The organism is Desulfovibrio piger, from assembly GCF_951793255.1.
Classification (GTDB): Bacteria; Desulfobacterota; Desulfovibrionia; order Desulfovibrionales; family Desulfovibrionaceae; genus Desulfovibrio.
This window is the reverse complement of sequence record NZ_OX636706.1, coordinates 1,196,342-1,219,078: the sequence shown is the minus strand read 5'-3', so window position 1 is coordinate 1,219,078 and position 22,737 is coordinate 1,196,342. Positions and strand designations below refer to the sequence as shown.

Sequence of the window (22,737 nt, the reverse complement as noted above, 5' to 3'; positions counted from 1 at the left end):
GGATACGCCAAGCCGGTACGGGGGTCAACGCCGCCCGCCGGGCCTTCCCGGCAAAGACGAAGATTTTTTTGTGCCTTTGCCGGATTTTCCCTTGACAAGTAGGCCCTTCCCGCCTAATGTACAGCCTCACGCGGGAATGACGATGTCTTCCCTGAGCGGAGAGGTGTCCGAGTCGGCCGAAGGAGCTCGCCTGCTAAGCGAGTATACGGGCTTAAACCTGTATCGAGGGTTCAAATCCCTCCCTCTCCGCCACTAAGGCAGCAAAGCCGGTAGGTTACAACACGTAGCTTACCGGCTTTTTTCGTGCTTGAAAAATAGCCTCCCCGGCAAAGATGTATACCAAGGAGTATACCGGCGTGCCGAAACAGCCATTTCCAGGGGGGCACGTAAACAGGCTGCCCAGCCTTGCTTATGGCGGCCTTTTTGAGCGTGGGAAACGCTTCGGCTGGTGGTACGGTGTGCGAAGCCGACAAAAAAGGCCGGAGATCGTCTCCCCGGCCTTTCGGTTGTCTGGTTGTTAGCTGGCCTTCAAGGGCTGGTTCATTTCTTCAATCACCCCCGCCAAGTGATCTACTGGGGGGCACAAGCTGTGCAAGTAGGTGTCCGTGGTGGTGGCGCGCTGGTGGCCCAGCATGTGCTGAATGTCGCACAGCGTCACCTTGTTCGTGCTTACGAGCATGGAGGCGAAGTAGTGCCGCAGCGCATGAAAACCGAACTCCCTGACACCAGCTTCACGGCACAGCCGTTTCAGCATGCGGCATATGGAGGGCTGATTCCGTCTGTACGGCCCATGCGTAGCGGGATTGACGAAAACATACGGGCTGCCCTCTGATAGAGGGTGAAGCCGCGTCAACACGTCACGCAGCGTATGGCCGACAGGAACCAGACGGGCAGTCTTGGAGCCATTCCGGCTTTTGTGCGTCCACAGCCTGATGGAGCTGTCCAAAACGTCTTCCCATTTCAGGTTGAGCACTTCACTGAGGCGTGCCCCAGTGTAGCTGATGAACGTTAATATATCTCTTTCCTGCTGCGTAGCAGCGGCGAAGACGTTCTCAACGTCATCCTTTGAAGGGACGTACTTGACGAACTCCTCTTCCGGGAAGGGCTTGACCGCCTGCCAAGGATTGCCGTTGAGCTCTGATTTGTGCCAGTTCCAAAGGGCCTTGAGCGTACGTATACGCCTGTTGGCCGTTTTGGCACCGCTACGGGCCATGACGCCGTTGCTAAAGGCACGCGCCATGCTCAAAGTAACGTCATCCATAGCGCAGTCCTGCAAGCGGCAGTCTTTCCTGATGTAGCTGGCGAACTCCCGCAGGTGCTTCTTCTTCTCCCTAAGGGTGTTGGAAGCTATGCGCAGCTCGCAGTCAGCTATGTACTGGCTACAGGCCAGCGAATACATCAAACAGGGCTGTCCTGCCATCGCTGGGGCTTGCCTCACCGCCAACTCCCATATCTTTGCTTCTTGGAGCGTCAGAAAGCGCTTCTTGCGTATTACACCACCTACTTTGACGCTTGCCTCGTACCGACTGCACGTCTTCATCTTTATCTTGTTGATAGCCATAGCGGCTGTACCTTCCTTGTTTTGCGTAGTTCAAGACTTCCACAGGGTCGAAACGGGCACTTTTGAGGTTTCCCCCTTGCGGCCTTGTGCTGGGCGGGGTCACAAAGAAGTGGGGATACTGGCGCCACGTCTTCCTAAACGTATTTGGTGCTATCTGTAAGATCTCGGCTATCTGCTTATATGTCATGCACTGCTGCCCCATCGTGTGCCTCCTTGCAAGCTTCTTTGAGAGCCCTCAACAGGATGTCATTATCAATGTGGCTCAACGAGGCGCATCCCTTGGGCCTGATACGCATAATGTATTCGGTGTTGAAGCCGGTACCGTCCAGTTCCTCTTTCAGCATATCGAGGAACAAGAAGTAGGCCTTTTCAGTAATCTTTGCCGGTATTTTCGGCGCAAACGGGATGTTTTTCTTATTGATGTAGTTCCACGTCTGCGCACCGCCGGACTTCTTGATAAAGGCCATATCCTGCCCTTTCTTGCCATCCTTAAGAAGGTAGCCAGTATGCATGGCAAGGTGGCACTTTTCGGTAAGGCACGGCTTCACATCAGCTGGAGGCACCGTCCCATGAACTGCCGTTATCGAGGCATTCCATAGTTTGGAAACTTTTCTACGGTTTGAGGCTTTAAAGCTCAGCTTTTTCGACTCAAAAGGGTTCCCCATCAAATGGAAGTGGAAGCCTGTCTTTTTCGTCCATTCGCGCTTGTACACGAACCAGCAGTCCGGGAAACGGTAAACCAGCTTCCTCACGAACTTGGTGAACACGTCCTGACAGTTAGCAAACCGCTGCGTATCGCAGCATGCACCGGGGATCATCAGGGAGATGAACAGATAAGGCGAGGTAGCTAACGAGCAAAGGGCACGGCGTAAACCTTTATTCCTCTGCTTCCATGACCTCCGTAAGGATTGGTGCTTGTGCCGTCTTTTACGATGAACGTAACGGTGCTTTTTCGTTGAAACCCAGCATTGCATGCCTTGTATTGTAATGAACCTCATAGTAGTTCCTCATAGTTTTATATCTCCTTAACAGTACTTAATATTTGTGAATAATTATACGTATACTATGGCACCGGGCCGAATTACGATGCTTTTACGGTGGATGCCCACGAAAAAAACCTTTCATTTGAAGGACTCCTTTCTTTGTTAATCGCATTGACGATGCGCTATCATCGCAGTACCTTCTTTCATAAGGAGGCTGCCATGAGTGAAAAATCCAAGCTCGACACCAAGAAAGATGATGTTCCCGAGAACTTTTTCCTTGCTTCCAAAAAAGACGGACACCAAATGACCGTCTATTACTCCCAAGCGGCTTGTGCGGTGCTTGAAGAGTGGAAGAAACAAGGCAAGGGCACGAAAAACCAGTTCATCAGCGATGCCATTGTTGAATACGGGATGGCACAGTTTGGGGAAGAGCTGGGAGAGGCGTTTTCCAAGCGTAAGTTAAAATGCTTTAGCAAGCCCAAAAACCGGGTTCCCAAAGAAGTAGTCATAGCGCTTGCCTTGGCTCTTCTTGATGAAAAAACCTTCAAACAGGACTTTGCAGCACTCTGTAATAGCATAACGGCTGAGGACCTCGCCGAGCTGGAAGGGAGCACAGCCAAAACGATCTGCTCAACCCTTGCTGAAAAGCACAACCTCTGCGACGCGTTTCCAGAAAAGCCTCTCTGGGCACTTGCTTTTTGGGCTGTCCAAAAAGGATGGTTCAAGAAGGATGGGAAAAACACGACCAAGTGATTTGGGGCGTATCCTTCGGGGTACGCCCTTCTTCTTTTGATGTCTGTAAGATGATGTTTCATCTTCCAATACTCCTTCTAAAAAAGCGAAGCCCTCCGCGTATGCAGAGGGCAAAATGGCTGCTCGCACTATTTCGAGCATGTATTTACTATACGAAAAAATGCATCAAAAGTCAAGATGGCTTATTTTCACAACAAACACGATGAAACTTCATCGCATATTAATAAAAAACTTGCTTCAAACAGCATCTTTTTTACCAATATACATCTCTTTATAAGGTGTATTTTCAATGCTGCGGTGAATATACACAGCACGAGTAGATGTAACGGTGCTCGTGCACTGCTTTGATAGATGTACGATGTACCAACGATGCCGTGAGCATCTACACCGTCTTAACAATGTCTAAAACATCGCCTTACTGAAAACATTGCCAGAAGCGTTTACCATGCGATGAAGACACAAAAGGGGGCGTACCAAACGACACGCCCCCTTTTTCCTCTACTACTGCTTCGGCGGGTAAACGGCCTTCACGAGCTTGTCAAACTCCGGTTTCAGCTCGAACAGCTTCTCAAGCACGGCCTTCATGGGAGCCAGCGACATTTTGAGGTCGGGGAACTCCTTTTTGACTTCACCGGGAACCAGCGTGAACGACATGAAAATGGATCCTCGTTCGTGCAGCTTGAAGCCAGCCTCCTTGAGCCGGGCGTTCTGCTCGTAGAACTCCTTCATGGCCTTCTTTACCTTATATAAGGAAGGCCCGCCGGTCTTGCCGACCATCCTGAACTCGAAGCACATGGAACCGCCGTTCACACCAAGCGCCTGGGACAGCCAATAGCCGTTGTCGCCTTCGTTCTCCCACAAGCGAAAGCACACGAGGGGATCACCGTTGACTTTGTACGGCCAGTGGGCGCAGGCAAACCACGTTTCTTCGTGCTCCTCGTCGTCGCCGGTCGCAAGCGCGTACTGGCCGCGCCACGGCGTTCTGTCGCCAACACGCATGGATATGGCCTTATTCATGGCTTGGAAGACTTGCCGTTCAACGCTTTCGGTAAGCGATTCGGCTTCAATGTTGTCGGGGTTGTCGAGAAGGTACAGATACATTTCTTTCGTGTAAGACATAAATAACTCCTGTCTTAAATAAACGAAAAGCCCCCTGCATGAATGCAGAGGGCTTTAGCCGAAAGCCATTTTTCGGCTTTATATTATTATATCATATTTTATAAAAAAAGTCAATATAAAAATTAATTTAAATAAAATTCTATATACTATCGTATGGCAGTACCTTGACTTTTTAAAAGTAATAGTAGAAAATAAAATTTCATAATCTTTTTAATAGTGAGAGAGCTATGCCACAGTCCTGCGAAAATATTTTAACTTCAGCTTCTTTATACCTTACACAGTTACAAGGTCATATTTTCGATCTAATCGAAGTTTTCCCTCCACAAAATAGAGAATCTACAATTCAACTGACTAAAATTATATCAAAACTATCCCCATTACTTGGAAATATGATTGAATTTAGCACTGTTGATTTTCTAAATTCTCAAGAAGAATACAGAGAGCTAGGTATATGGAAACGTCAAGACCCAGGATTTCCTGATGCAATCTTTAGTAGCGCAGAAATTACACCAGTCCCAGGTTTTGAAATTAAGGCATGGTTTCCTCTTTCTACAGAAATAACTGCACGCTTTAAAGATAGTCAACAATTCTTTATAAATAATAATACAAATGTCTGTATACTTGCATGGCTACCGGAACACATAATCTTCGGAAGACCTAAGATTATAGATATATGTGTAGTTTCTGGCAAATCAATATCGAAGGCAAGAGATCAACACTACCACAATCCCCCTGATTATATTATACTCGAACCCGAAGATACTACTGAAAGAACTCAAAATTTACAGCAGACAAATACAAATGGATATAAATGGCAAGGCTCTCCTACACAACTTGATGATGCGAACCAATTAGTAGAAAGCTGGGGTAATGACGCCCGGCAATACAGTCCAATCCCTCAATATCAATACAAAATGCGGCAGCTTTTGCAACGATATCCATATAGGATTGATACAAATTATGCAAAAATTGATAGAATTCAACATGAAGAGATTGAACGATTCAAACAAAGAGTATTAGATACAGTTATATACAGCATGACTATAAAACAGTGGACAAAACTATTCAACAATGGCTCACCAGAATCTATTTATAACACCTTAGACAATTTAATTCTCTAGTATTTCTTTTTCGAGCCGTTGTATAGCGTAGCCATAGTAGAGAGGATTTATTTCCGCACCGAAAGCCCTACGCTTGATATGATTAGCAGCAATACATGCTGTAAATAATCCTCCAAATGGTTCCCAGATAACGTCTCCAATATCTGATGAAGATTTGATAATCAGCGAGATAAGATCTAAAGGCTTTTGGTTTAGGTGAATAGCTTTTCCGTTACTTCCATTTACTTTAAATCGCTCTGGGCCACGTAATGCAGGACGATCCCATACATTCGTAACCCCATGAGGGCAGTAGAATTTAGCTCTCATAGCTAACCAGTCTTCTGATGAACAAGGATGCTTTCCATCAATGGAAAAATAAGGTCGTCCCGCAGGGTCTCCATAGCTATTTACGTACTGCTGCATTTTAGTAAACATATCTGCCGGAGGAAAATACCATAAGTGTCCCTGATCTAGATATTTTCTTGTTGCAGCACTTGCCACTCCACATGCGGCATTTGCTTTCGATATGGCTAGGCCACTCCTCTTCCATTCTCGAAGAAGCCACGCTTTTAGCTCCAACCCATCAATTTTAGCTTCAAATGTGTACTGTACACAGACTTCAGAAACTACAGGGAATCTACGAATCTTAGCAGTATTTACATTGCCAGCAATATGGCCTTTACCTTTATTCCAAATATTTGCATTAACATATTTCCAGCCATACTTCTCTAAAATTGGATGCATCACTGCCCAACCGATTTCAGAATTCCAAAACCATAATGTAGTTTTGGGTGTTGCATATTTTGACCATTTGATAATATGAGGTTCATACCACTTAGGCAAATCTAAATAATTAGATGTATCTCCTTCAAAACCTAAAATACCATATCCCCCGTCAGAGACAATAACATCTGGAGAGTCCCATTCTTTATACACATCAATACTATTGCTATTATAGACACTGACACTATTTCTGTGCCATACAGATTTAGTTGCTGTACCCACTAAAGGCGGCACAGCACAGCCCCTCCCAACAGTACGGGGAGAAGGATTTTTGTATTCAAACATTTTTTTTATTTTAGGCATAACATTCTCCTTTCATATATATACATAATAGTATCGCAAAAGTCAAACATCCCCTATCAATAGCATTAATTCAAAAACTACAGTTACACTAAATATAAAATAAGCAATCTTATTCACAATATTTATTTTAAATAAATGCAGCTTACTGGTATACCACTCAAAAAGGAGTACCTTTATGCTAGAGCTGCAAAATGATGATATTTACGAACTCGTTATAGATAATTCTTACTTCATTTTCATTGGCAATGATAGTTTTAACGAAGAGATAGGCTATTTTAGGGAAGTCAGCGTCCAGCAGCCTTTCAGCATCATCACAGATTCCGACAACCAATACTCAAAGTTTGGCGAAGTACTACTGTTGGCTGATACGAAGTCAAACAAAGATGCCTTTATTAATGACGTTATAGAAAGAATATCAAAAGTAGACAATATTTTCATATTCTCTGATATGAGTACTGATGAAGTAGCTAAGGAGACAGCAAATATATGTGAACTATCAAAAGATAAACAGACAATACTCATAATCAAGCCAAATGCTATCTTAGACGAAAATACCGCCACAAGCATCTCAGAACATGCCAATATAACCATACTTTCACAGGTTAGAGATAAATCTTTCAACATTTTCAAAGTAACTTACTTAGCTATCAGCCATATTCTGAACAGCCTTCGCGATACCGAAGAAGAGCATATTTTGGGAATCCTCAGCTATGGTAGCGCAAATGGCGATCTCAGTGGCATAAAGTCATGCGTTCAAGCTATCGAAAAGCTAGAATCCAGCTACCGCGAAAAACTACAAGAGCTCAGTCTTATGCTTTCCGTTGGCGATGATGTATCATTTAAAGAGGTAGAGAACGCTTTCAAGTTCCCGGCAAACATACTTGAATGTAATGGCAGTATAATAATCGACGCTGAAAAGAACCCGCAAAGTGCTAGCCTGGATGTGTTGGCGCTTGCTTTTGTGGGCTGATTGTCTGACGTATTTTTTCAAGTTTTATGGTACGTATTGCGTAGCGCAGCGCCATAACGCGCAGAACGTGTTGAAATCGAAAAATAAACACCATACATTCTAGATAGTTAAAAACAAAATCAATCGACTGCTAAGCGAGTATACGGGCTTAAACCTGTATCGAGGGTTCAAATCCCTCCCTCTCCGCCAGAAAAGCGACCTATACGATCCCGCCAAGTACCTAAGTGCTTGGCGGGATTTGTTTTTTTACTTCCTATAGTCCCATCGATTCCTATCCGTACCTTGTCGATTTCAGCGCACGGGTGGTACAGCGGGTGGTACAGGCCTCGTGTACCACCGTTCCACGCTCGCCTGTACCACCCAATGGAGTCTTTATGAGCGGAATCAACAAGTTGACGGACAGACAAATTAAAAATCTCAAGCCCGGAGCACGGCGGATCAAAATCGGCGACGGTGATAAACTTTGGCTCTTCGTCTCACCTTCGGGCATCAAAGTATGGCGGATGCTCTGGAAAGAAGGGAACACGCAAAAACAGTTCACCATAGGCCCGTATCCTACCATCTCCCTAAAAGAAGCCCGCGAAAAACGCGACGCCGTCAATGGGCTGCTAGTGCAAGGCCTTGACCCCAACGAGCAATATCGTTCTGAACAGGAGCAACAGGACGAGGAGACCAACCTTACCTTCCGCGTTGTCGCTCAAGAGTGGTATGAAAAGCGCACGGTCACCCAGACAGAAAGCACCCGCCGTCTCAAGATGCAACGGCTGGAACGACACGTCTTTCCCTCGTTTGGGAACATTCCCATAAAGCAGCTCACGCCCCGGGATATCATCCTTGCCCTCCATGCCATCGAAAGTCAGGGACGTCGGGAAATGGCTCGGCGTGTGGGGCAAATCGTAGGGCAAATATGCCGCTATGCCAGAGTAGTAGGCTATCTGGAGTATGACCTTTCTTCGGGGATCACTGAAGCTCTGGAACCCAAAGGTCCGGTTCAGCATAGGGCCACGATCACGGATCCGAAGAAAATCGGTTACCTTCTCCGAGACATCGACGACTACCCCGGAAGTATCGTCACGAAGTACGCGCTGAAAATCCTCCCCTACGTTTTTGTGCGCTCGCAAGAACTACGCCGTGCTCGCTGGGCAGATATAGATTTTCAAAAGCATCTATGGGTGATTCCCGCCGAACACATGAAAATGAAGCGGCTGCATGCTGTCCCTCTTGCTAGACAGGTGGAATGCCTGCTCAAAGAGCTTCACACATGGACTGGAGGTGGAGAATTCCTCTTCCCCTCCCCTCAATCCAGAGCACGGGTCATCACTGAAATATGCCTGCTCAACGCTTTGCGTCGCGTAGGGTACGGAAAGGAAGAGCTCTGCATCCATGGATTCCGAGCAATGGCAAGTACGCTCCTTAACGAGCAAGGCTTCCGCGCGGATGTCATTGAGGCACAGCTTGCACACAGGGAAAAAAATGCGGTACGTGCGGCATACAACCACGCCCAGTACCTCCCCGAGAGAGCGAAGATGATGCAGTCCTGGGCCGATTACCTGGATGAGCTGCGGACCAGCGCTTGCCACAAACCATCGACAAAATAGGCCCAAGAAACACACTAAGTAACTGATAATATACACTATTTATCTCAAAAGGTCGTTCTTCCAGTAAAGGAAAACGGCCTTTTTTTATTTTTTTCTAAACGTTTTTGCGGAGGCCCCCCAATATGTTGTTGTCGCTTGGGAGTCGCGCGGTTCGGGAAGAAAAGTATTTGCAAAATCTTTCGTTTTTTACTGAACGCCTTCCGAGGAGAGGACAATCTTTCTTTAGCCGGTTGGGGCGGCGTGCCCCAAGTGGAAAAAATATTTTTCGAATTTGCTGTTTTTTACTGAACGCCTTCCGAGGAGAGGCCAACCTTTCTTTAGCCGGCTGGGGCGATGCCCCCGAAAGAGAAACAGACGCGGAATGTTCTCCATTTTTTCCCTGGGAAAAGACTATCCCAACCGACATTTCGAGGCGATGTAGCTGCCACAGATCTGCGGAAAACAGGGCCATAGCAGCGAAAAGGGCATATCTGCCATCAATCCTTTAACCCAGGAGCATCATTATGATTGAAGTCTCTCCATCCCATCAACTTTTGTCCGCAGCTCAGATATACAAGATGTTTTCCATCAGTAAAACAACACTTTATCGCTGGATTGACGAGGGTTTCTTTGAGCCAGGTTTACGCCTTGGCCCGAACTGTGTCCGATGGCGTGCCTCAACAGTAAATGCCTTCATTAAGAAGCGCGAACGGCAAACGCAATTAGAGCAGGAGTTGTGATGCTAATCTGATATCCGGTTTAATGTTATCGGATGGCTAAAAATACTTTAGTAAAAGCACTAAATATAATTATCAAAAAATCAGGATAAAGCTATGACTAAAATTGACAACAACCACCTTGAACAACCTATAGAAGTAGCAGAGGAAACTACTACATCAAAACGTAGTAACAAAGTTAAAAATAACGTAATTAAAGATACAGACATGTTATATCAAGCATCAGAAAAAGCCAATCAAATATTTAAAGAAATTAAATTAAAAGAAGACTTATCGATATATGATCTGAATACTATTCCAGTTGATAAAGATATATATATCATAAACATTATTGCGAAGCATTATCTTCACGATAAATTCGTAATCGTTGACGACATCTCAAAAACTCCAGTATTAAAGTGCTCTGATGGAAACATATGGGTATATGATACATCAAGAGAATACCTTGATGCAGACAATTGGATTATAAATTTGATAGATGACTCATTAAAGAAAATTAATGAAAAAAGTATAGATCTCTGTGATAACAAGTATATGCAAGAAGCTATCGATGAATATCGTAAATCTCTAAGCAAAAAAAAGCATAGTCTGATCGCTAAGAAAAATTACGATAGAATTATTCGTCGAGCGATGTATGGAAAGAATGGGTGTAGTGTAAGTGAATCAATATTTGATAAAGATATAAATACACTTACAACACCAAATGGAATAATCGATTTACGTACTGGAGATATTCGTGACACCCTCCCTACGGATTATCGTCGAAGGCATACTTCCTGCGACTTATTACCAGAAGCATATCAAAAAGCCCCGGAGATCTGGCTAAAGACATTGCGTGAATGTCTATATCCAGTTGTCAAAGAGGCTTTCCCCTCTGCTTCAGATGAACAACTTGAAGAGCACTTTACACAGCTGATCGGATTCATTCAGAGGCTTTTAGGATACTGTCTAATTGGAAGCAATCCCGAACAGAAATTTATTATCTTCGTCGGACATAAGGGGCGTAACGGCAAAGGGGTCATCTGCCATGTCTTACGTGAAATTCTAAATGATTATGCCTGTGAGGTACGCTCAGAAATGTTCATGAAGGGTAGACAAAAAAGTAGCGGAGATGCCACTTCCGATATCATGGCTACTGAGGGGAAGAGACTGATGATAGGTAGTGAGAACGATCGAGGAGATTCTCTCAATGCTACATTTCTTAAGCGAATCACTGGTGGTGATAAACTCTCTGGTCGAGCCCTGTATCAAAATGAAAGGGAATTTATGCCGACAGCTGTTCCCATTATTTTGACAAACTTCTTTCCCTATTTTGACTCCGAAGATACAGCTTTACTGAGGCGCTGTATTTGCATCCCGTTTATGAGGACATTCAAAGAAAATCCTGATCCTAATAATTTCTATGAAGGAGAAATTGACTATAATCTAGAAGACAAGCTACGAGATGAATACCAATACATTTTATCATGGCTTGTAGACGGGGCAGTATATTATTCCAATGAAGGCAGGCTTAAAATCCCTGAATACATCAATAGGTATACTAATGAATACAGAAAAAGCAAAGATACACTAGGGGCTTTTATTGATGAGTGCTGTAAGGTATCTGATAAATACAAAATAAGCTCTAGCAACCTCTATGCTGCGTATGCCCAATGGGCGCATGAGGCTGGCAATACAACTTATAGCCGCCAAGTATTTAAAGACAGAATGACAAGCAAGGGATTTAGATATCAAAAAAGCAACACGATGGTTATCCATGGGCTCACCCTGAATGATGATGCAGAGATTTGGGATCTGATTGATTTCTACAACAATAGAAAGCGTCCCGGGTCTGACAGGTCAACCCCTGGAACGGCCCTGACAAAACATGTCAGAGGCTTGGATAAAGAAGGCAAGGATAAGATTCAGGATGATCATAGCTTTCAGCTTTAGCAGGAGAGAGGGAGGAGGTCTCCCCAGCCGTCTCCCCCCTACTTTTATAATTCTCCTTGCTAATTACGACCTAAAGGCTTTTCTGGGAGGATGGGAGGATTTTATATAAAAAAATACTCCCAAAAAACATCTGTTCTATACAGGGAGTGGGCTAAAAAAACATACAACTTTTCTCATAAAATCCTCCCATCCTCCAATGCCAGCAACTTGCTATTATTATTGACAAACTCAAAATAGCCACTCCACCGTTTGGGAAGAGTACCCAGGAATAGAAGAGTCAAAAACGGAAGCCTCCGAGGAATCCATGAAAAATGTCATCGAAATCTATAAGGAAAGTGGACGCCCCATGATTCGTAAAAGTAATAACGAATACGCTGGGGCATGCCCGTCTTGCGGCGGACATGATCGCCTGATCATGTGGCAGACGAGCCGTGATCCGCGACAGCATTACGGCAATTTCTACTGCCGCCAATGTGGTATAGGGGGTGGCGCAGAAAAATTGCTCCAACTTCTGCGAAACAGTACCTCGATAATACAGCAAAAAACAACATTCTGCACACCGAAGATGCGACGCTGGACACAGCAAAGTATTGTTTCCGTACCTAATGAAATTACTGATCGAGGCTTCATTACTACTCTTCAAAGAGCTCAGTATAAACTGAGTACAGGCATGAAAAACGTCGAACACAAAGAAGTATTTAAACATTTTTTGCAGTTCCGGCACATAAAAGAGGCCACAGCCATCAAATATCATCTTGGAATCTTTGACAAGTCAATCCCATTTTCTCCAGATACAAATCGTAGTGACGTGTTCAAATTACCTGTTGGCATTGTCATCCCTACATATCGAGACAATAAACTACGCAGCATAAAAATAAGAACTATTGACGACAATCATGCCAAATATACCATCATGAGGGGATGCCAACAGCTCCCGTTTATTATTAAGGAAGATCCTAAAAAAGGAGCTCCTATTATTATCGTTGAATCAGAATTGGATGCTATCCTTTTAGCCCAAGAGGCTGGCCCCCTGTTCAATTACATAGCTCTAGGATCTGCATCTGCAAAAATAGATATAGAGATAGCTGAAATGATTGAAAAGTCATCAAAAGTTTTCTTCTGTCCTGACTACGATGAGCCTGGATTTGCTGCCTTTAGTCGTTGGAAGGAACAATTTAAAAAGATACACCTTGCAGTATTACCAAAGTGTAAAGATCCGACAGAGGCAATACAAAATAGCGTTGACATTAAAGAATGGGCATTGAAATTACGCACGACACAAGTATCAACTCAATGGAGCCTTGAACAAAGATTTTCATTTACAAAAATAAGGGATAGTAACGATCTCACAAATTTTATACATTCGTTGTCAAAAATAGACGAACAGAAAACAGTCGCAATAGAATACGATTCTGCTCACGGCCTGCTTGCCTTCTCAGATGGTGGAACTCATACAGCTATAGGCCGGTTCGAGGATATGTCCGATACATGGCTTTCAAGTCTGGCGCCATTGAAACTGTATGCCTTTGACCCCACGATCTTACGCCGTGATATTCCTGAAATGGCCAACTTCCCTGCTATAGAAAGTATCCTCTTCTGGTACCATGCTTTAACAGGGAAGGGGGAGGGACAGAGCATTGCATCTTTGAGCAGACTACTTTTAGGGCACCGGGGGGGCCAAGATGATTTATTTGCTCCCCATCAACTATCTGAGGAAAAAGTGGTGGCAGGAGATGCGCGTGCAGTGGCGCAATTAGCGAAACATTTCGATTCCGTCCCCATGAAAGACGCACAAAGATCCTACTACACATTACTGCGCGATGCTCAGCAGAGCTTGGCCGACATGATGCGACATGGCCTGACAATCAACTGGGAGGCTTTTAAAGAAGCAGGTGGAGAGCAGCAGTGTGCAAATATCCTGCACCATCGGGATGATGACGGACGTGTCCGTGCATGGTTTAGCCCCTGCACAGTCATAACCGGACGGCTATCGTGCTCGAGTCCCAATCTGCACAGTTTTCCTAATGAGCTAAAGCATACAGTGATTGCCCCAGAAGGATATGTATTTGTTGATGCCGATTATCGCCAGTCTGAGCTACGAATTGCTGCCACACTTGCTCAAGATACTGCCATGCTCGAAGCAATGAATGCTGGCCTTGATATCCACAGAGAGACAGCTGCACGGATTTTTAAAATTAGTCCTCAAGAGGTAACACCTAGATGTCGGCAAGTCTGTAAAGCTGTCAATTTTAGCTTTCTTTATGGACAGACTGCAAAAGGACTATTTAAATCTCTTCATGAACATGGACTAGATATATCATTCGAAGATTGTCAACGTCTATTCCATGAATTTGGAAAAAACTATCCCAATTTAGTAAAATGGAAAGATGAGCAAAAACATCTGTGCATGGATTTACAAAAAGATATTATGACATTTCCCCAAACCGGGATAACTACGTCATTGAATAGATTCATACCTATCAATATATTAAATTGGTCATTCAAATCAAAAATCGTCAACTATATAGTCCAAGGGTCAGCATCAGAAATGATGCTGTATGTACTGAACATTTTACCCAAAAAACTATCAGATATTGACGCTAAAATAGTCCATTGCATACATGATGAATTTCTACTTGAGGTAGCAGAAAAAGATGCAGATAAAGCATGTAAAATCTTAACTGAAACCATGACTGAATCTTTTCAGTTTATATTCAATAGTAATTATACCAACAACCTAATCGACTGTGGCATAGGAAAAACATGGGCAGAAGCGAAGTAACATGTCGCCGAACACATAGCTAGGGATGGTACACACACTGTATTTTTTACAATCCATATTTCCAATTGTGAAGACGCAATGGCAAGCAGTGCCTCAGGCATAGCATAAGCTCCCCCACGAGCGTGGGGGGGGGGGAAAATACATTTCTGGCTCTCTGCTTTATTCCGGGATTTATGGTTCATCCCCACGGGCGTGGGGGGATGACTAAGAGGATGTCCGGCATGTTTTTACGGTAGCCCCCTGCTACCATCTCCGCAACCAGCCGTCTGTATTCTGGATCACAGGAGGACAGGAATCCGCTTCCGGCCTCTGCCGCAACGTTGGACGCTGACGTGCATGTCTCCTAGATAGTGTCGTCAAATTATGTTTGCCCACAAAGAGATGCATCTAATTTGAACGGCGGCAAGAAAAGAGGCGCATCTTTTGGCATATCGTGTGGCAATTCCCCGCCAGCGCTTGAGATGCAAAAAAGCATGGCTCTTGACTAGAAGTCATTTCATAATTCTGGAGAAAATTTAAGGTTTCGGTTAGCCTCAAAAAATGAGCAAAGCCGAAATGCTAACTGATGATCAATGGTCTGTCCTGGAACCTCTTTTTCAGAAAGAGCGCACAGGCGCAGGACGTCCACAAATTCATTCTGACAGAGAAGTTTTAAATGGCGTCCTCTGGGTCTTGCGTACAGGCGCGGCATGGGCGGACTTACCGGACAGGTTTCCATCTTCCGCAACTTGCTATCGGAGATTCAGCAAATGGGTAAAAGATGGAAGGCTTCGAAAAATTCTGGAGTCTCTGGCCCGGCATCTTGAAGATAATGGCCTGATAAATCTGGAAGAATGCTTCATTGACGGCACATTCGTTGTCGCAAAAAAAGGGGCCCAAAAGTGGGAAAGACCAAGCGGGGCAAAGGTACGAAGCTCATGGTTATTGCTGACGCTTCTGGTTTACCTATCGCCGTGTACACGGATTCTGCTAACCCTCATGAAGTCAGACTTGTCCAGGCTACAATCAATGAAATTGTCACGTTGGGACGACCCCGAAGAATTATTGGGGATCGTGCCTATGACAGCGATCCGCTTGATGAAGCCCTTGCTTCTCAGGGAATTGAACTCATCGCGCCGCACCGCAAGAATCGTAAAAAGCCGGCGACGCAAGACGGACGGCTCTTGCGCCGTTACAAAAGAAGATGGAAAATTGAACGCCTTTTTGCGTGGCTTAACAAATTTAAAAAGGCAATAACTCGTTGGGAAAGGTGCGTTGAACGTTTTACGGCTCTTGTCCACCTTGCTTTTTCTATGATTTTGTTGAGAAGAGTTATAAAAATTGCCCATTAATTATGAAATGAGTTCTAGCTGAGATATCCTAAAAAGGTTATCCAGGTAGTCATGGCAATGAAAAACAAATACGCATATCGTTCAAGAATTTCCGAGGCAAAAATTCGGCAACTTGTGAAGCTTTTTTCCGTTGATTTGACAGCTTCACAGATTGCGGAATTGTCCGGTGTTAACCGAAACACCGTCAACCGGTATGTGACGGCTTTCCGGGAAAGAATTGCCCGTTATTGCGAGGCGGAGTCTCCCGTCAAAGGGGAAGTCGAGGTTGATGAAAGCTACTTCGGCGCTCGCCGGGTCAGGGGCATCAGAGGCCGTGGAGCACGCGGAAAAACCATTGTTTTCGGCCTGTTCAAACGCAATGATAACGTCTATACGGAGATCGTTCCTGATTGCTCCAGAGCCACTCTCCAGGGCATCATACGTGGACGTGTAGACCTTGAAAGCGTCATTCATTCCGATGGTTGGCGAGGTTATGACGGGCTCGTCGATTTGGGATACCAAAAACACTTCCGCGTCCAGCATTCGCACAATGAATTTTCCAATAAGCACTCACATATCAATGGGATAGAAAGTTTTTGGAGCTATGCAAAAACCCGGCTGGTTCGTTTTAGAGGCCTTCAAAAACAAACGTTTTATCTCCATTTGAAAGAATGTGAGTTTCGGTTTAATCATAGACAAGAGGACATTTACCTTCTGGTGCTAAAACTGCTCAGAGAAAATCCTCTCAGCTAGTCAAGAGCCAAAAGCATTTTCGACAAGATGTCTGACTTTGTAGAGCTCTCTGTCATAGTTGCGCGATATTTTACGACTTCTCTTTGGCGGGATGACAACCTGGAAACCGGATTCACCTGCTTTGCGGAGAATACTCTCCGTATCGTAGCCTCTATCAGCCAAAAGTGCCCCGGCACTCAACCCGTCAATCAACGCACAGGCCTCTTTGCAATCAGCTCGGGTACCTTCTGTAACAATAACTCTGACCGGCATACCATGCGCATCCACGGCCAGATGTATTTTTGAGTTGAGCCCCCTTTTGTGCGGCTCATGGCCTCATTACCTCCCGCAGCGCCCGCCGCATGGGGATGCACTTTGCAATGACTGGCATCAATGATGAGCCATTCAAAATCAGGTTCGACAATGAGAGCTTCGAGTATTTTCTCCCAAACTCCCCGATCTCGCCATCGGCAGAAGCGGCGATGTGTATTTTTCCAGTCGCCAAGATCGGGGGGTAAATCCCGCCACGGAGCCCCGGTTCTCAGTATCCAGAAGACGGCGTTGATAAACAATCGGTTATCGGCGGAAGGACGACCGACAGAGCCTTTGGAACCGGGAAGAAGTTTTTCAATATTTGCCCATACCTTGTCGGAAATATCATGCCTCCGATGTGCCGCCATATGGTCTCTCCTCATTGTAAGTGAAGAGATTATAACATACTTTTGAATTTGACGACACTATCTAGGAGACGGACGTTTCAATATGCCGGATCTGTACCGTGTCGGCTTCCGTCTCGGCCGCAGGGGAGGCGTTAAACCTCTTCCATAATGCTCATCAAAAATTCCTTTGTGGCTTGAGACTTCCCCCTTCAGGGGGAAAGGAGAAGTTGACATGATGGCGAAGTCGATGAAATCCTTTTCCGTAACCCTTCCCCTTCAGGAGAGTCGTCATATCATTTTCCTGTATTGGGGACTACTCTCATGCGTTGCAGAGAGGCTTTGATCGCATCGCTGATACCTTCACATGAATAGAAGTCCCCCGGGAGAAGGGCTTCATTTTTGAGCAGGTGCAGGAAATCGGAAAGCAGTTCTTCATCTGGCGGGACATACTGTTGCCAGAAATCATCCAGTGACATCTGATCCGCGTTCACTGCTAGGCCAGGCATGGCATAGATGGCGTTGCCCAGACAGTATACGGCCTTGTTCAGGCGCAAGGCGCTCAGGCCGACCGTACTGTTGCAAAGCACGACAGCTTTGCATCCCTGGATGATCATATCTACCTTTCCGGCCTCGACGAAGCGCAGCCGGTTGGCACAGCCGCAAGCCTTGCCGAGAGAACGCATGTAACGACGATAGTTGATGAGACCGTTATCGAACGGATGGTTCTTGATGAGCAGGTAGCTGTTCTTGGGCGCGTGACGTGCAAAACTGGTGATGACCAGGGCCATGGACTCCAGGATACCGGTGAAGGGAGAATGCCGGCGGATTTGGGAGTCCGAGTCCAGCTGCAGGGGCATGAAATAGAAGGGAACCTTCTGGCGCATAAAGGTCCGTAAAACCTTAAGGGAGTCCTTACGCCGCCGGTGACGCATAAAGTATCGGGGGATGATGCCCGTCAGTTCCTTTATGGCTCCATCCGGACGGTGGGTCTTGTAGTGCGGAAAAAACAGCCAGCAGAGCAGAAATCCGGCAAAGTGCTTGATGATCTGCCAGACACGGTTGTTTTGGGGATTGCTTGCCGTGGAAAGAGCGTAGGGATATTCCGAACTGTATGTCCGTGAACGCTGCCGGATCTCTTCTCCGGTCTTCGGCAGGGGAGATGCGCCGTTGACCCCGCCTTCTTCCAGCGTGATGAAGCGGGGACGTAAGTAGCCTTCCTCATAGACCCAGACCCGGATGCCCCGTTGCCGTGCCAGCAGGATGGCCTCACGGTGCAGGGGACGCCAGTCCCCCATCAGGACGATATCCGTCGTATGGTTTTCCGCCATGCGCTGACTGATCCAGCACGGCCAGTCGTAGTCATGACCTCGCCAAAGGCATATATTACGCCGCCTGGGCCAGAAGATCCATTCACCGCCGTTGGTCACGACTTTGCGTACCTGGCAGCCGTGTTTCTCCAGCTCTGTGCCCAAACGATAGAAAAAAGGGCCATACGGGCCCTGCAAAAAAAGAAAACTGCGTGTGCCAGACATGCACCATCACACCTTGGGTGGTTGGATCCGTGATTTCAGCTTTGCAAGGAACGCCGCACAGTCAGTGAAACAACGATGTTCCCAGTCATAATAGGCCGGATAGCACAGAAGAACGGCAGCGACAAGGACATCCACGGAGGCAATAGGTCTGCGTCTTGGGAAGAACAACCTGTCCGTGGTCAGCCCCCAGCCCGCATAGAAGGGCCCGCCGTAGGTGAAGACCGGGATACCGCGCAGCAGGGCTTCGAAACCGGACTGTGAGGTCAGGGTATGGACTTCGTGGCAGCGCCGGTAAAGCTGGCTGATGGCGGTCTTGCGCACGAAGGCATCTGCCAGGCCTGCCACATCACTGTCCTGCAGGGCTCCTTTCCTGTTGCCGCTGCTGACATCGGGATGTTCCTTGTAAATGATGAAGGACTGGGGCCTGGCTTTGCGGACGGCCTGCAGGAGCTCCAGATTGGAGTGGATACCGGAGCCTCCCGTACGTACGGAAGCGTCGTCTTCGACCTGACCGGGCACGAGGACGACGGTCCTGTCGGCTGGCAGAGCGGGCAGGTCTGCCATCGAACCGACGTTATATTTGGTGATGCCGCTGCGGCACAATTCTTCCCGCAGGGCGCGTGCCTGCTTCAGAAGGCCGCGGTCTTCGATGCCGTTGCGGATCAGCAGCTCCAGGCGGCTGGGCTGGCGCGGGTCATAATAGATCCCCAGATCGTCAAGTACCAGGGAACCCGGACGGATAAAGTCCGACCCTAGCCCTTTGGAGCGGATGAAGCCGTCTTCCATGCGCAGGAGGGGCACTTGCTGCTGTCGGCAGAGGGCAGACAGTGTGGGGCTCTCCTTGGACGACCAGACGACGACTCGCCCCTGTCGGGCCTTGGCTGCGGCCACGGCTTTTCCTTCATCAGTGAAGAAGGCCTGGGTCCCTCCTGTGGAGGCGAGGAAGGCATGGGCCTGTTCGTGCTTCCAGAGCCGGAACCCCAGGCAGGCATGGAATCCCCGGTTCAGTTCGTTGCGGCGGCGCTGTTCCGCCAGCAGACGGATGATGTCCATGATGCCACAGCGACGTCCCGTTACAGGGTGGACGTAGCGGCTGTACAGGATATAGGCAGCGGCAACAACTTCTTCCAGACTGCGGACTGCCGTACGGCGGGGGCAATGCTGCCTGTCGTGCGTCAGTCCCCATCCGGCATAGAAAGGCATGCCGAAACAATGGACTTTTTTGCCCAGCAGCAGGGCTTCGAAACCCATCTGCGAGGTGACGCAGTAAACTTCATCCACCTGGCGCAGCAGGCTGAGAGGGCTCACATCTTCTGCCAGCAGGTGTACGCCGGCGGGCAGAGTATGCGGATCGAAGAAGCCCTGTTTACGGCCGCTGAGCACGTCGGGATGGGTCTTGACCCAGATATCCGCATCGGAATGTTCACGGCAGGCTGCTTCCAGCATGCGGGTGAACGTACCGGCATCTGCCCCACCGAGAAGGACGCTCAGGTCATGGCGCGTCTGGTCCAGGATCAGAATGCGTGGACGGCCCCTGTTGGGGATCAAATCTGCGGGGGCATCCGGAGCATGGTTATACTTGCTCAGATTGTGCGCCAGGATGGCAGATATGGCGCTACGGGCTTCCGCGAGTAGTTCCGGTGTTTGCCAGCCGTTACTATTGAGCAGGTTCTCCAGTGCCGAGGGCCGGGTAGAATCGTAGTAGATGCCTGCATCGTCCACTACCAGGGCATACGGTGGTGCACCTTTCACTCCCAGGTCGAGGGAACGCAGGAAGCCGTCCTCCAGGCGGAGGAGGGGGAGGCCGTGGCTGCGAGCCAGGGCTTCTGCGGCCTTGCCACTCTGTTTGAGCCCCCAGGCCAGAACGCCGCAACAGCGCTGTCCCAGACGAGACCATAACCATGTGCGACCTTTCCAGGCAGGAATATAGCGAACATCCCGGCCAAGAAATCTTTCCAGATAGGGGACACGTGCCATGCCGGGAGAAAAATGCGCCCAGAAATCTTGTTCCGGTGCCTGCAGGAGCAGCAGAGGCCAACGCGGCAGCCGGACTGCCGGTGTCAGCCTCTGGCGCACCTGCCGGAAAAGATAACCGAAGTAACGCGGGATCATGACCAGAACGGCACCAGAACCACACCGGCGGACACGGCCAGCTGGTAGATGATCTGGACGATATCCTTGATGGATTGCACGGCCTTGCTGTCGTAGGCAGGCAGGACCATGATCTGGTCACCGGGCCCGACGCCCAGTGAGGCGATGGGGCCGACCTCGCCATTGGGCTTGAGCACGAGGACGCTGCCGGAGTCGGCTCTGTCCGTGTAGCCGCCGGCACTGTTGATGTAATCCTTGAGCTTGAGGTGCTCGTTGTAGACCACAGCCTTGGGCATGGTCACTTCGCCGGCGACCTGGACCACACCGGACTTCTGCGGGACGTAGATGATGTCGCCTTCTTCCAGGATGAGGTCATTGATTTGTCCCTTGCGGCAGACCACGACCACGCCGTCAGGTTCGATCTTGCTGGCCCGCTGCACAAAGTCCTGGATCAGTTCCGCTTCCTTGATGCGGATGTTGGCCTCGTCCACGGACTGGGACGTGGCCGTGAGAGCCCGCTGCTCCAGACGGATGAGCGAATCCTGGATGGTCTTTTTCTGCTGCTCGGCCACGGACTGGCGGCGCAGATAGATGGCTTCGATGGAAGCCAGATTGGCATCCACCTGGATATACTGGAGCAGCTGGCGCAGGGTCGTCCCTTTGACGACGGGGAAACGGGAGTTGCCCAGAATGGCACCCGTGGCGCCCACCATAATGGTGTTGCCGGGCGTGTCCGCATGGAATTCCACGATATCCTCATCATGCAGGGTGAAGGATTTGAATTCCGTCATGGTCATGTAGGTATGGTATTCGGCACCGTTACGGGTCCCGGACACGCTGACGTGACTGGCACTGGGCAGCGGCCAGGCGACCTTGACCAGGCTGGCGCCGCTAACCTTGCCGGGATCGAATTCGTAGAAGGCTGGCTGGCGGATCAGGCCTGTGGCGGCGATGCCCATGCCTCTGTCACGCACGAGGATGACATCACCATCCTGGAGCTGAACCTTGGGAAGATCCCCGTTGGTCAGGAAGTCATAGAGGTCGATGTTGGCCACGACGCGCTTGCCGCGCTTGATCACGATGTGGCGGAAGCTGCCGCGTTCGGGAGCGATACCGCCGGCCCTGTCCAGGTAGTAGAGGATGGAATCCTGCTGCCCACCGGCATAACGACCGGGATTGAGCACATGGCCCGTCACGAAGACGGCCACGGGCTGGGAGCTCATCAGATTGGTGTAGATCTGGACGTTGGAAGTGAAGACCGAAGAGATCTGGTTCTTGATGGTGCCCTGCAACTGGGCGTTGCTGAGTCCGCCCACGCTGATGGGACCAACTTCGGGCACGAAGATGTTGCCCTGCTGATCGACGACAAGGATGTCGTCATAGGTAAAGGCACCCCAGGCGCGCAGCATGATGCGGTCACCGGGAGAGATGATGTACTGGGGTTGCAGGCCTTCCTGGTACGTATTGGCAAAGTTGCCCCGGAACAGGCTGGCTCCATAGGGCAGAAGACCTTCCACGAGAGGAGTCGGATAGGTGGTCTGGGCCCAGGCAGGGGGGGCCTGCAGAGGCACAGGCTGGCGCAGCGGGGGCCGGTAAGGAGCTGCCTGCTGGGCGTTATTCACTGTACTCCCGGAGGGTTTCCCGTTCTGGGGATACATGGCATCCATATTCTGCATGCCGGTGCCCGTTGCCTTGACGCCCGCGGCCGCAGGCACGGCATTACCATTACCGCTATTGGCGGATGCCTGTTGGCTTTTGCTCACACCATCGGCAAGCCCTCCCATCAGGGCCTGCTTTCTGACAGTATCCGTGG

The 22,737-nt window shown here is 48.2% G+C and carries 16 protein-coding genes, 1 tRNA gene and 2 pseudogenes; 10 read left to right on the top strand and 9 right to left on the bottom strand.

Annotated features, from left to right (window positions below):
- The first annotated feature begins 157 nt into the window (after positions 1–157).
- Positions 158–252: transfer RNA gene (locus tag Q4I12_RS05620), tRNA-Ser, on the top strand.
- A 265-nt stretch (positions 253–517) separates the two neighbouring features.
- Here the strand turns inward: Q4I12_RS05620 and Q4I12_RS05615 are convergent.
- Positions 518–1,561, bottom strand: a complete 1,044-nt coding sequence (locus tag Q4I12_RS05615) for a tyrosine-type recombinase/integrase (protein ID WP_302260951.1) — start codon at positions 1,559–1,561, stop codon at positions 518–520.
- Between the two features lie 176 nt (positions 1,562–1,737).
- Positions 1,738–2,559, bottom strand: coding sequence for a hypothetical protein (locus tag Q4I12_RS05610; RefSeq protein WP_302260950.1), 822 nt, complete (start codon positions 2,557–2,559; stop codon positions 1,738–1,740).
- Positions 2,560–2,763: 204 nt separating this feature from the next.
- Here Q4I12_RS05610 and Q4I12_RS05605 point away from each other — a divergent pair, with 204 nt between their 5' ends.
- Positions 2,764–3,297 carry a hypothetical protein gene (locus Q4I12_RS05605; RefSeq protein WP_302260948.1) on the top strand — a complete coding sequence of 178 codons (534 nt, stop codon included), beginning with the start codon at positions 2,764–2,766 and terminating at the stop codon, positions 3,295–3,297.
- Between the two features lie 501 nt (positions 3,298–3,798).
- Here the strand turns inward: Q4I12_RS05605 and Q4I12_RS05600 are convergent.
- Positions 3,799–4,416 carry a hypothetical protein gene (locus Q4I12_RS05600; RefSeq protein ID WP_302260946.1) on the bottom strand — a complete coding sequence of 206 codons (618 nt, stop codon included), beginning with the start codon at positions 4,414–4,416 and terminating at the stop codon, positions 3,799–3,801.
- A gap of 227 nt (positions 4,417–4,643) precedes the next feature.
- Here Q4I12_RS05600 and Q4I12_RS05595 point away from each other — a divergent pair, with 227 nt between their 5' ends.
- Entirely contained in the window at positions 4,644–5,537 is an 894-nt protein-coding gene (locus tag Q4I12_RS05595) for a hypothetical protein (RefSeq protein ID WP_302260945.1), read from the top strand.
- On the opposite strand, the gene Q4I12_RS05590 is transcribed toward Q4I12_RS05595, so the two are convergent.
- Entirely contained in the window at positions 5,526–6,602 is a 1,077-nt protein-coding gene (locus Q4I12_RS05590) for a DNA methyltransferase (protein WP_302260943.1), read from the bottom strand. The genes Q4I12_RS05595 and Q4I12_RS05590 overlap by 12 nt on opposite strands.
- Before the next feature lie 175 nt (positions 6,603–6,777).
- Here Q4I12_RS05590 and Q4I12_RS05585 point away from each other — a divergent pair, with 175 nt between their 5' ends.
- From Q4I12_RS05585 to Q4I12_RS05565, 5 genes are all read left to right on the top strand, one after another.
- On the top strand, positions 6,778–7,572 hold the full coding sequence (locus Q4I12_RS05585; RefSeq protein ID WP_302260942.1) for a hypothetical protein: 795 nt from the start codon (positions 6,778–6,780) through the stop codon (positions 7,570–7,572).
- A 374-nt stretch (positions 7,573–7,946) separates the two neighbouring features.
- The gene (locus Q4I12_RS05580; protein WP_302260941.1) at positions 7,947–9,170 is read left to right on the top strand and encodes a tyrosine-type recombinase/integrase; all 1,224 of its coding nucleotides are present in this window, start codon (positions 7,947–7,949) and stop codon (positions 9,168–9,170) included.
- Between the two features lie 503 nt (positions 9,171–9,673).
- Entirely contained in the window at positions 9,674–9,889 is a 216-nt protein-coding gene (locus Q4I12_RS05575) for a helix-turn-helix transcriptional regulator (protein WP_302260940.1), read from the top strand.
- Positions 9,890–9,982: 93 nt separating this feature from the next.
- Positions 9,983–11,818, top strand: coding sequence for a DNA primase family protein (locus Q4I12_RS05570; RefSeq protein WP_302260939.1), 1,836 nt, complete (start codon positions 9,983–9,985; stop codon positions 11,816–11,818).
- 304 nt (positions 11,819–12,122) lie between these two features.
- Positions 12,123–14,600 (top strand): DNA polymerase, encoded by a 2,478-nt coding sequence (locus Q4I12_RS05565; protein WP_302260937.1) that lies wholly within the window; start codon positions 12,123–12,125, stop codon positions 14,598–14,600.
- Between the two features lie 356 nt (positions 14,601–14,956).
- Here Q4I12_RS05565 and Q4I12_RS05560 read toward each other — a convergent pair.
- Positions 14,957–15,076, bottom strand: a pseudogene (locus tag Q4I12_RS05560) (IS5/IS1182 family transposase); the annotation flags it as partial.
- 64 nt (positions 15,077–15,140) lie between these two features.
- On the opposite strand from Q4I12_RS05560, the gene Q4I12_RS05555 reads away from it, so the two are divergent.
- Together Q4I12_RS05555 and Q4I12_RS05550 are read left to right on the top strand one after the other, a co-directional pair.
- A protein-coding gene (locus Q4I12_RS05555; protein ID WP_412388922.1) for an IS5 family transposase occupies positions 15,141–15,931 on the top strand; the annotation gives its coding sequence in 2 pieces (ribosomal slippage) (positions 15,141–15,483 and positions 15,483–15,931; 792 coding nt in all).
- 51 nt (positions 15,932–15,982) lie between these two features.
- A complete protein-coding gene (locus tag Q4I12_RS05550) occupies positions 15,983–16,663 on the top strand; it encodes an IS1595 family transposase (protein ID WP_302260936.1) in 681 nt (226 codons plus the stop codon).
- A 9-nt stretch (positions 16,664–16,672) separates the two neighbouring features.
- On the opposite strand, the pseudogene Q4I12_RS05545 reads toward Q4I12_RS05550, so the two are convergent.
- The 4 genes and pseudogenes from Q4I12_RS05545 to Q4I12_RS05530 form a co-directional block, all read right to left on the bottom strand.
- A pseudogene (locus tag Q4I12_RS05545) lies at positions 16,673–17,322 on the bottom strand (IS5 family transposase); the annotation flags it as partial.
- A 272-nt stretch (positions 17,323–17,594) separates the two neighbouring features.
- The gene (locus tag Q4I12_RS05540) at positions 17,595–18,833 is read right to left on the bottom strand and encodes a capsule polysaccharide biogenesis protein (protein WP_302260935.1); all 1,239 of its coding nucleotides are present in this window, start codon (positions 18,831–18,833) and stop codon (positions 17,595–17,597) included.
- Positions 18,834–18,839: 6 nt separating this feature from the next.
- Complete coding sequence (locus tag Q4I12_RS05535; RefSeq protein ID WP_302260934.1) at positions 18,840–20,945, bottom strand: capsule polysaccharide biogenesis protein; 2,106 nt, start codon at positions 20,943–20,945, stop codon at positions 18,840–18,842.
- On the bottom strand, positions 20,942–22,687 hold the full coding sequence (locus Q4I12_RS05530; protein ID WP_302260933.1) for a polysaccharide biosynthesis/export family protein: 1,746 nt from the start codon (positions 22,685–22,687) through the stop codon (positions 20,942–20,944). Before Q4I12_RS05530 ends, Q4I12_RS05535 begins: the two co-directional genes overlap by 4 nt.
- Positions 22,688–22,737 lie beyond the last annotated feature (50 nt).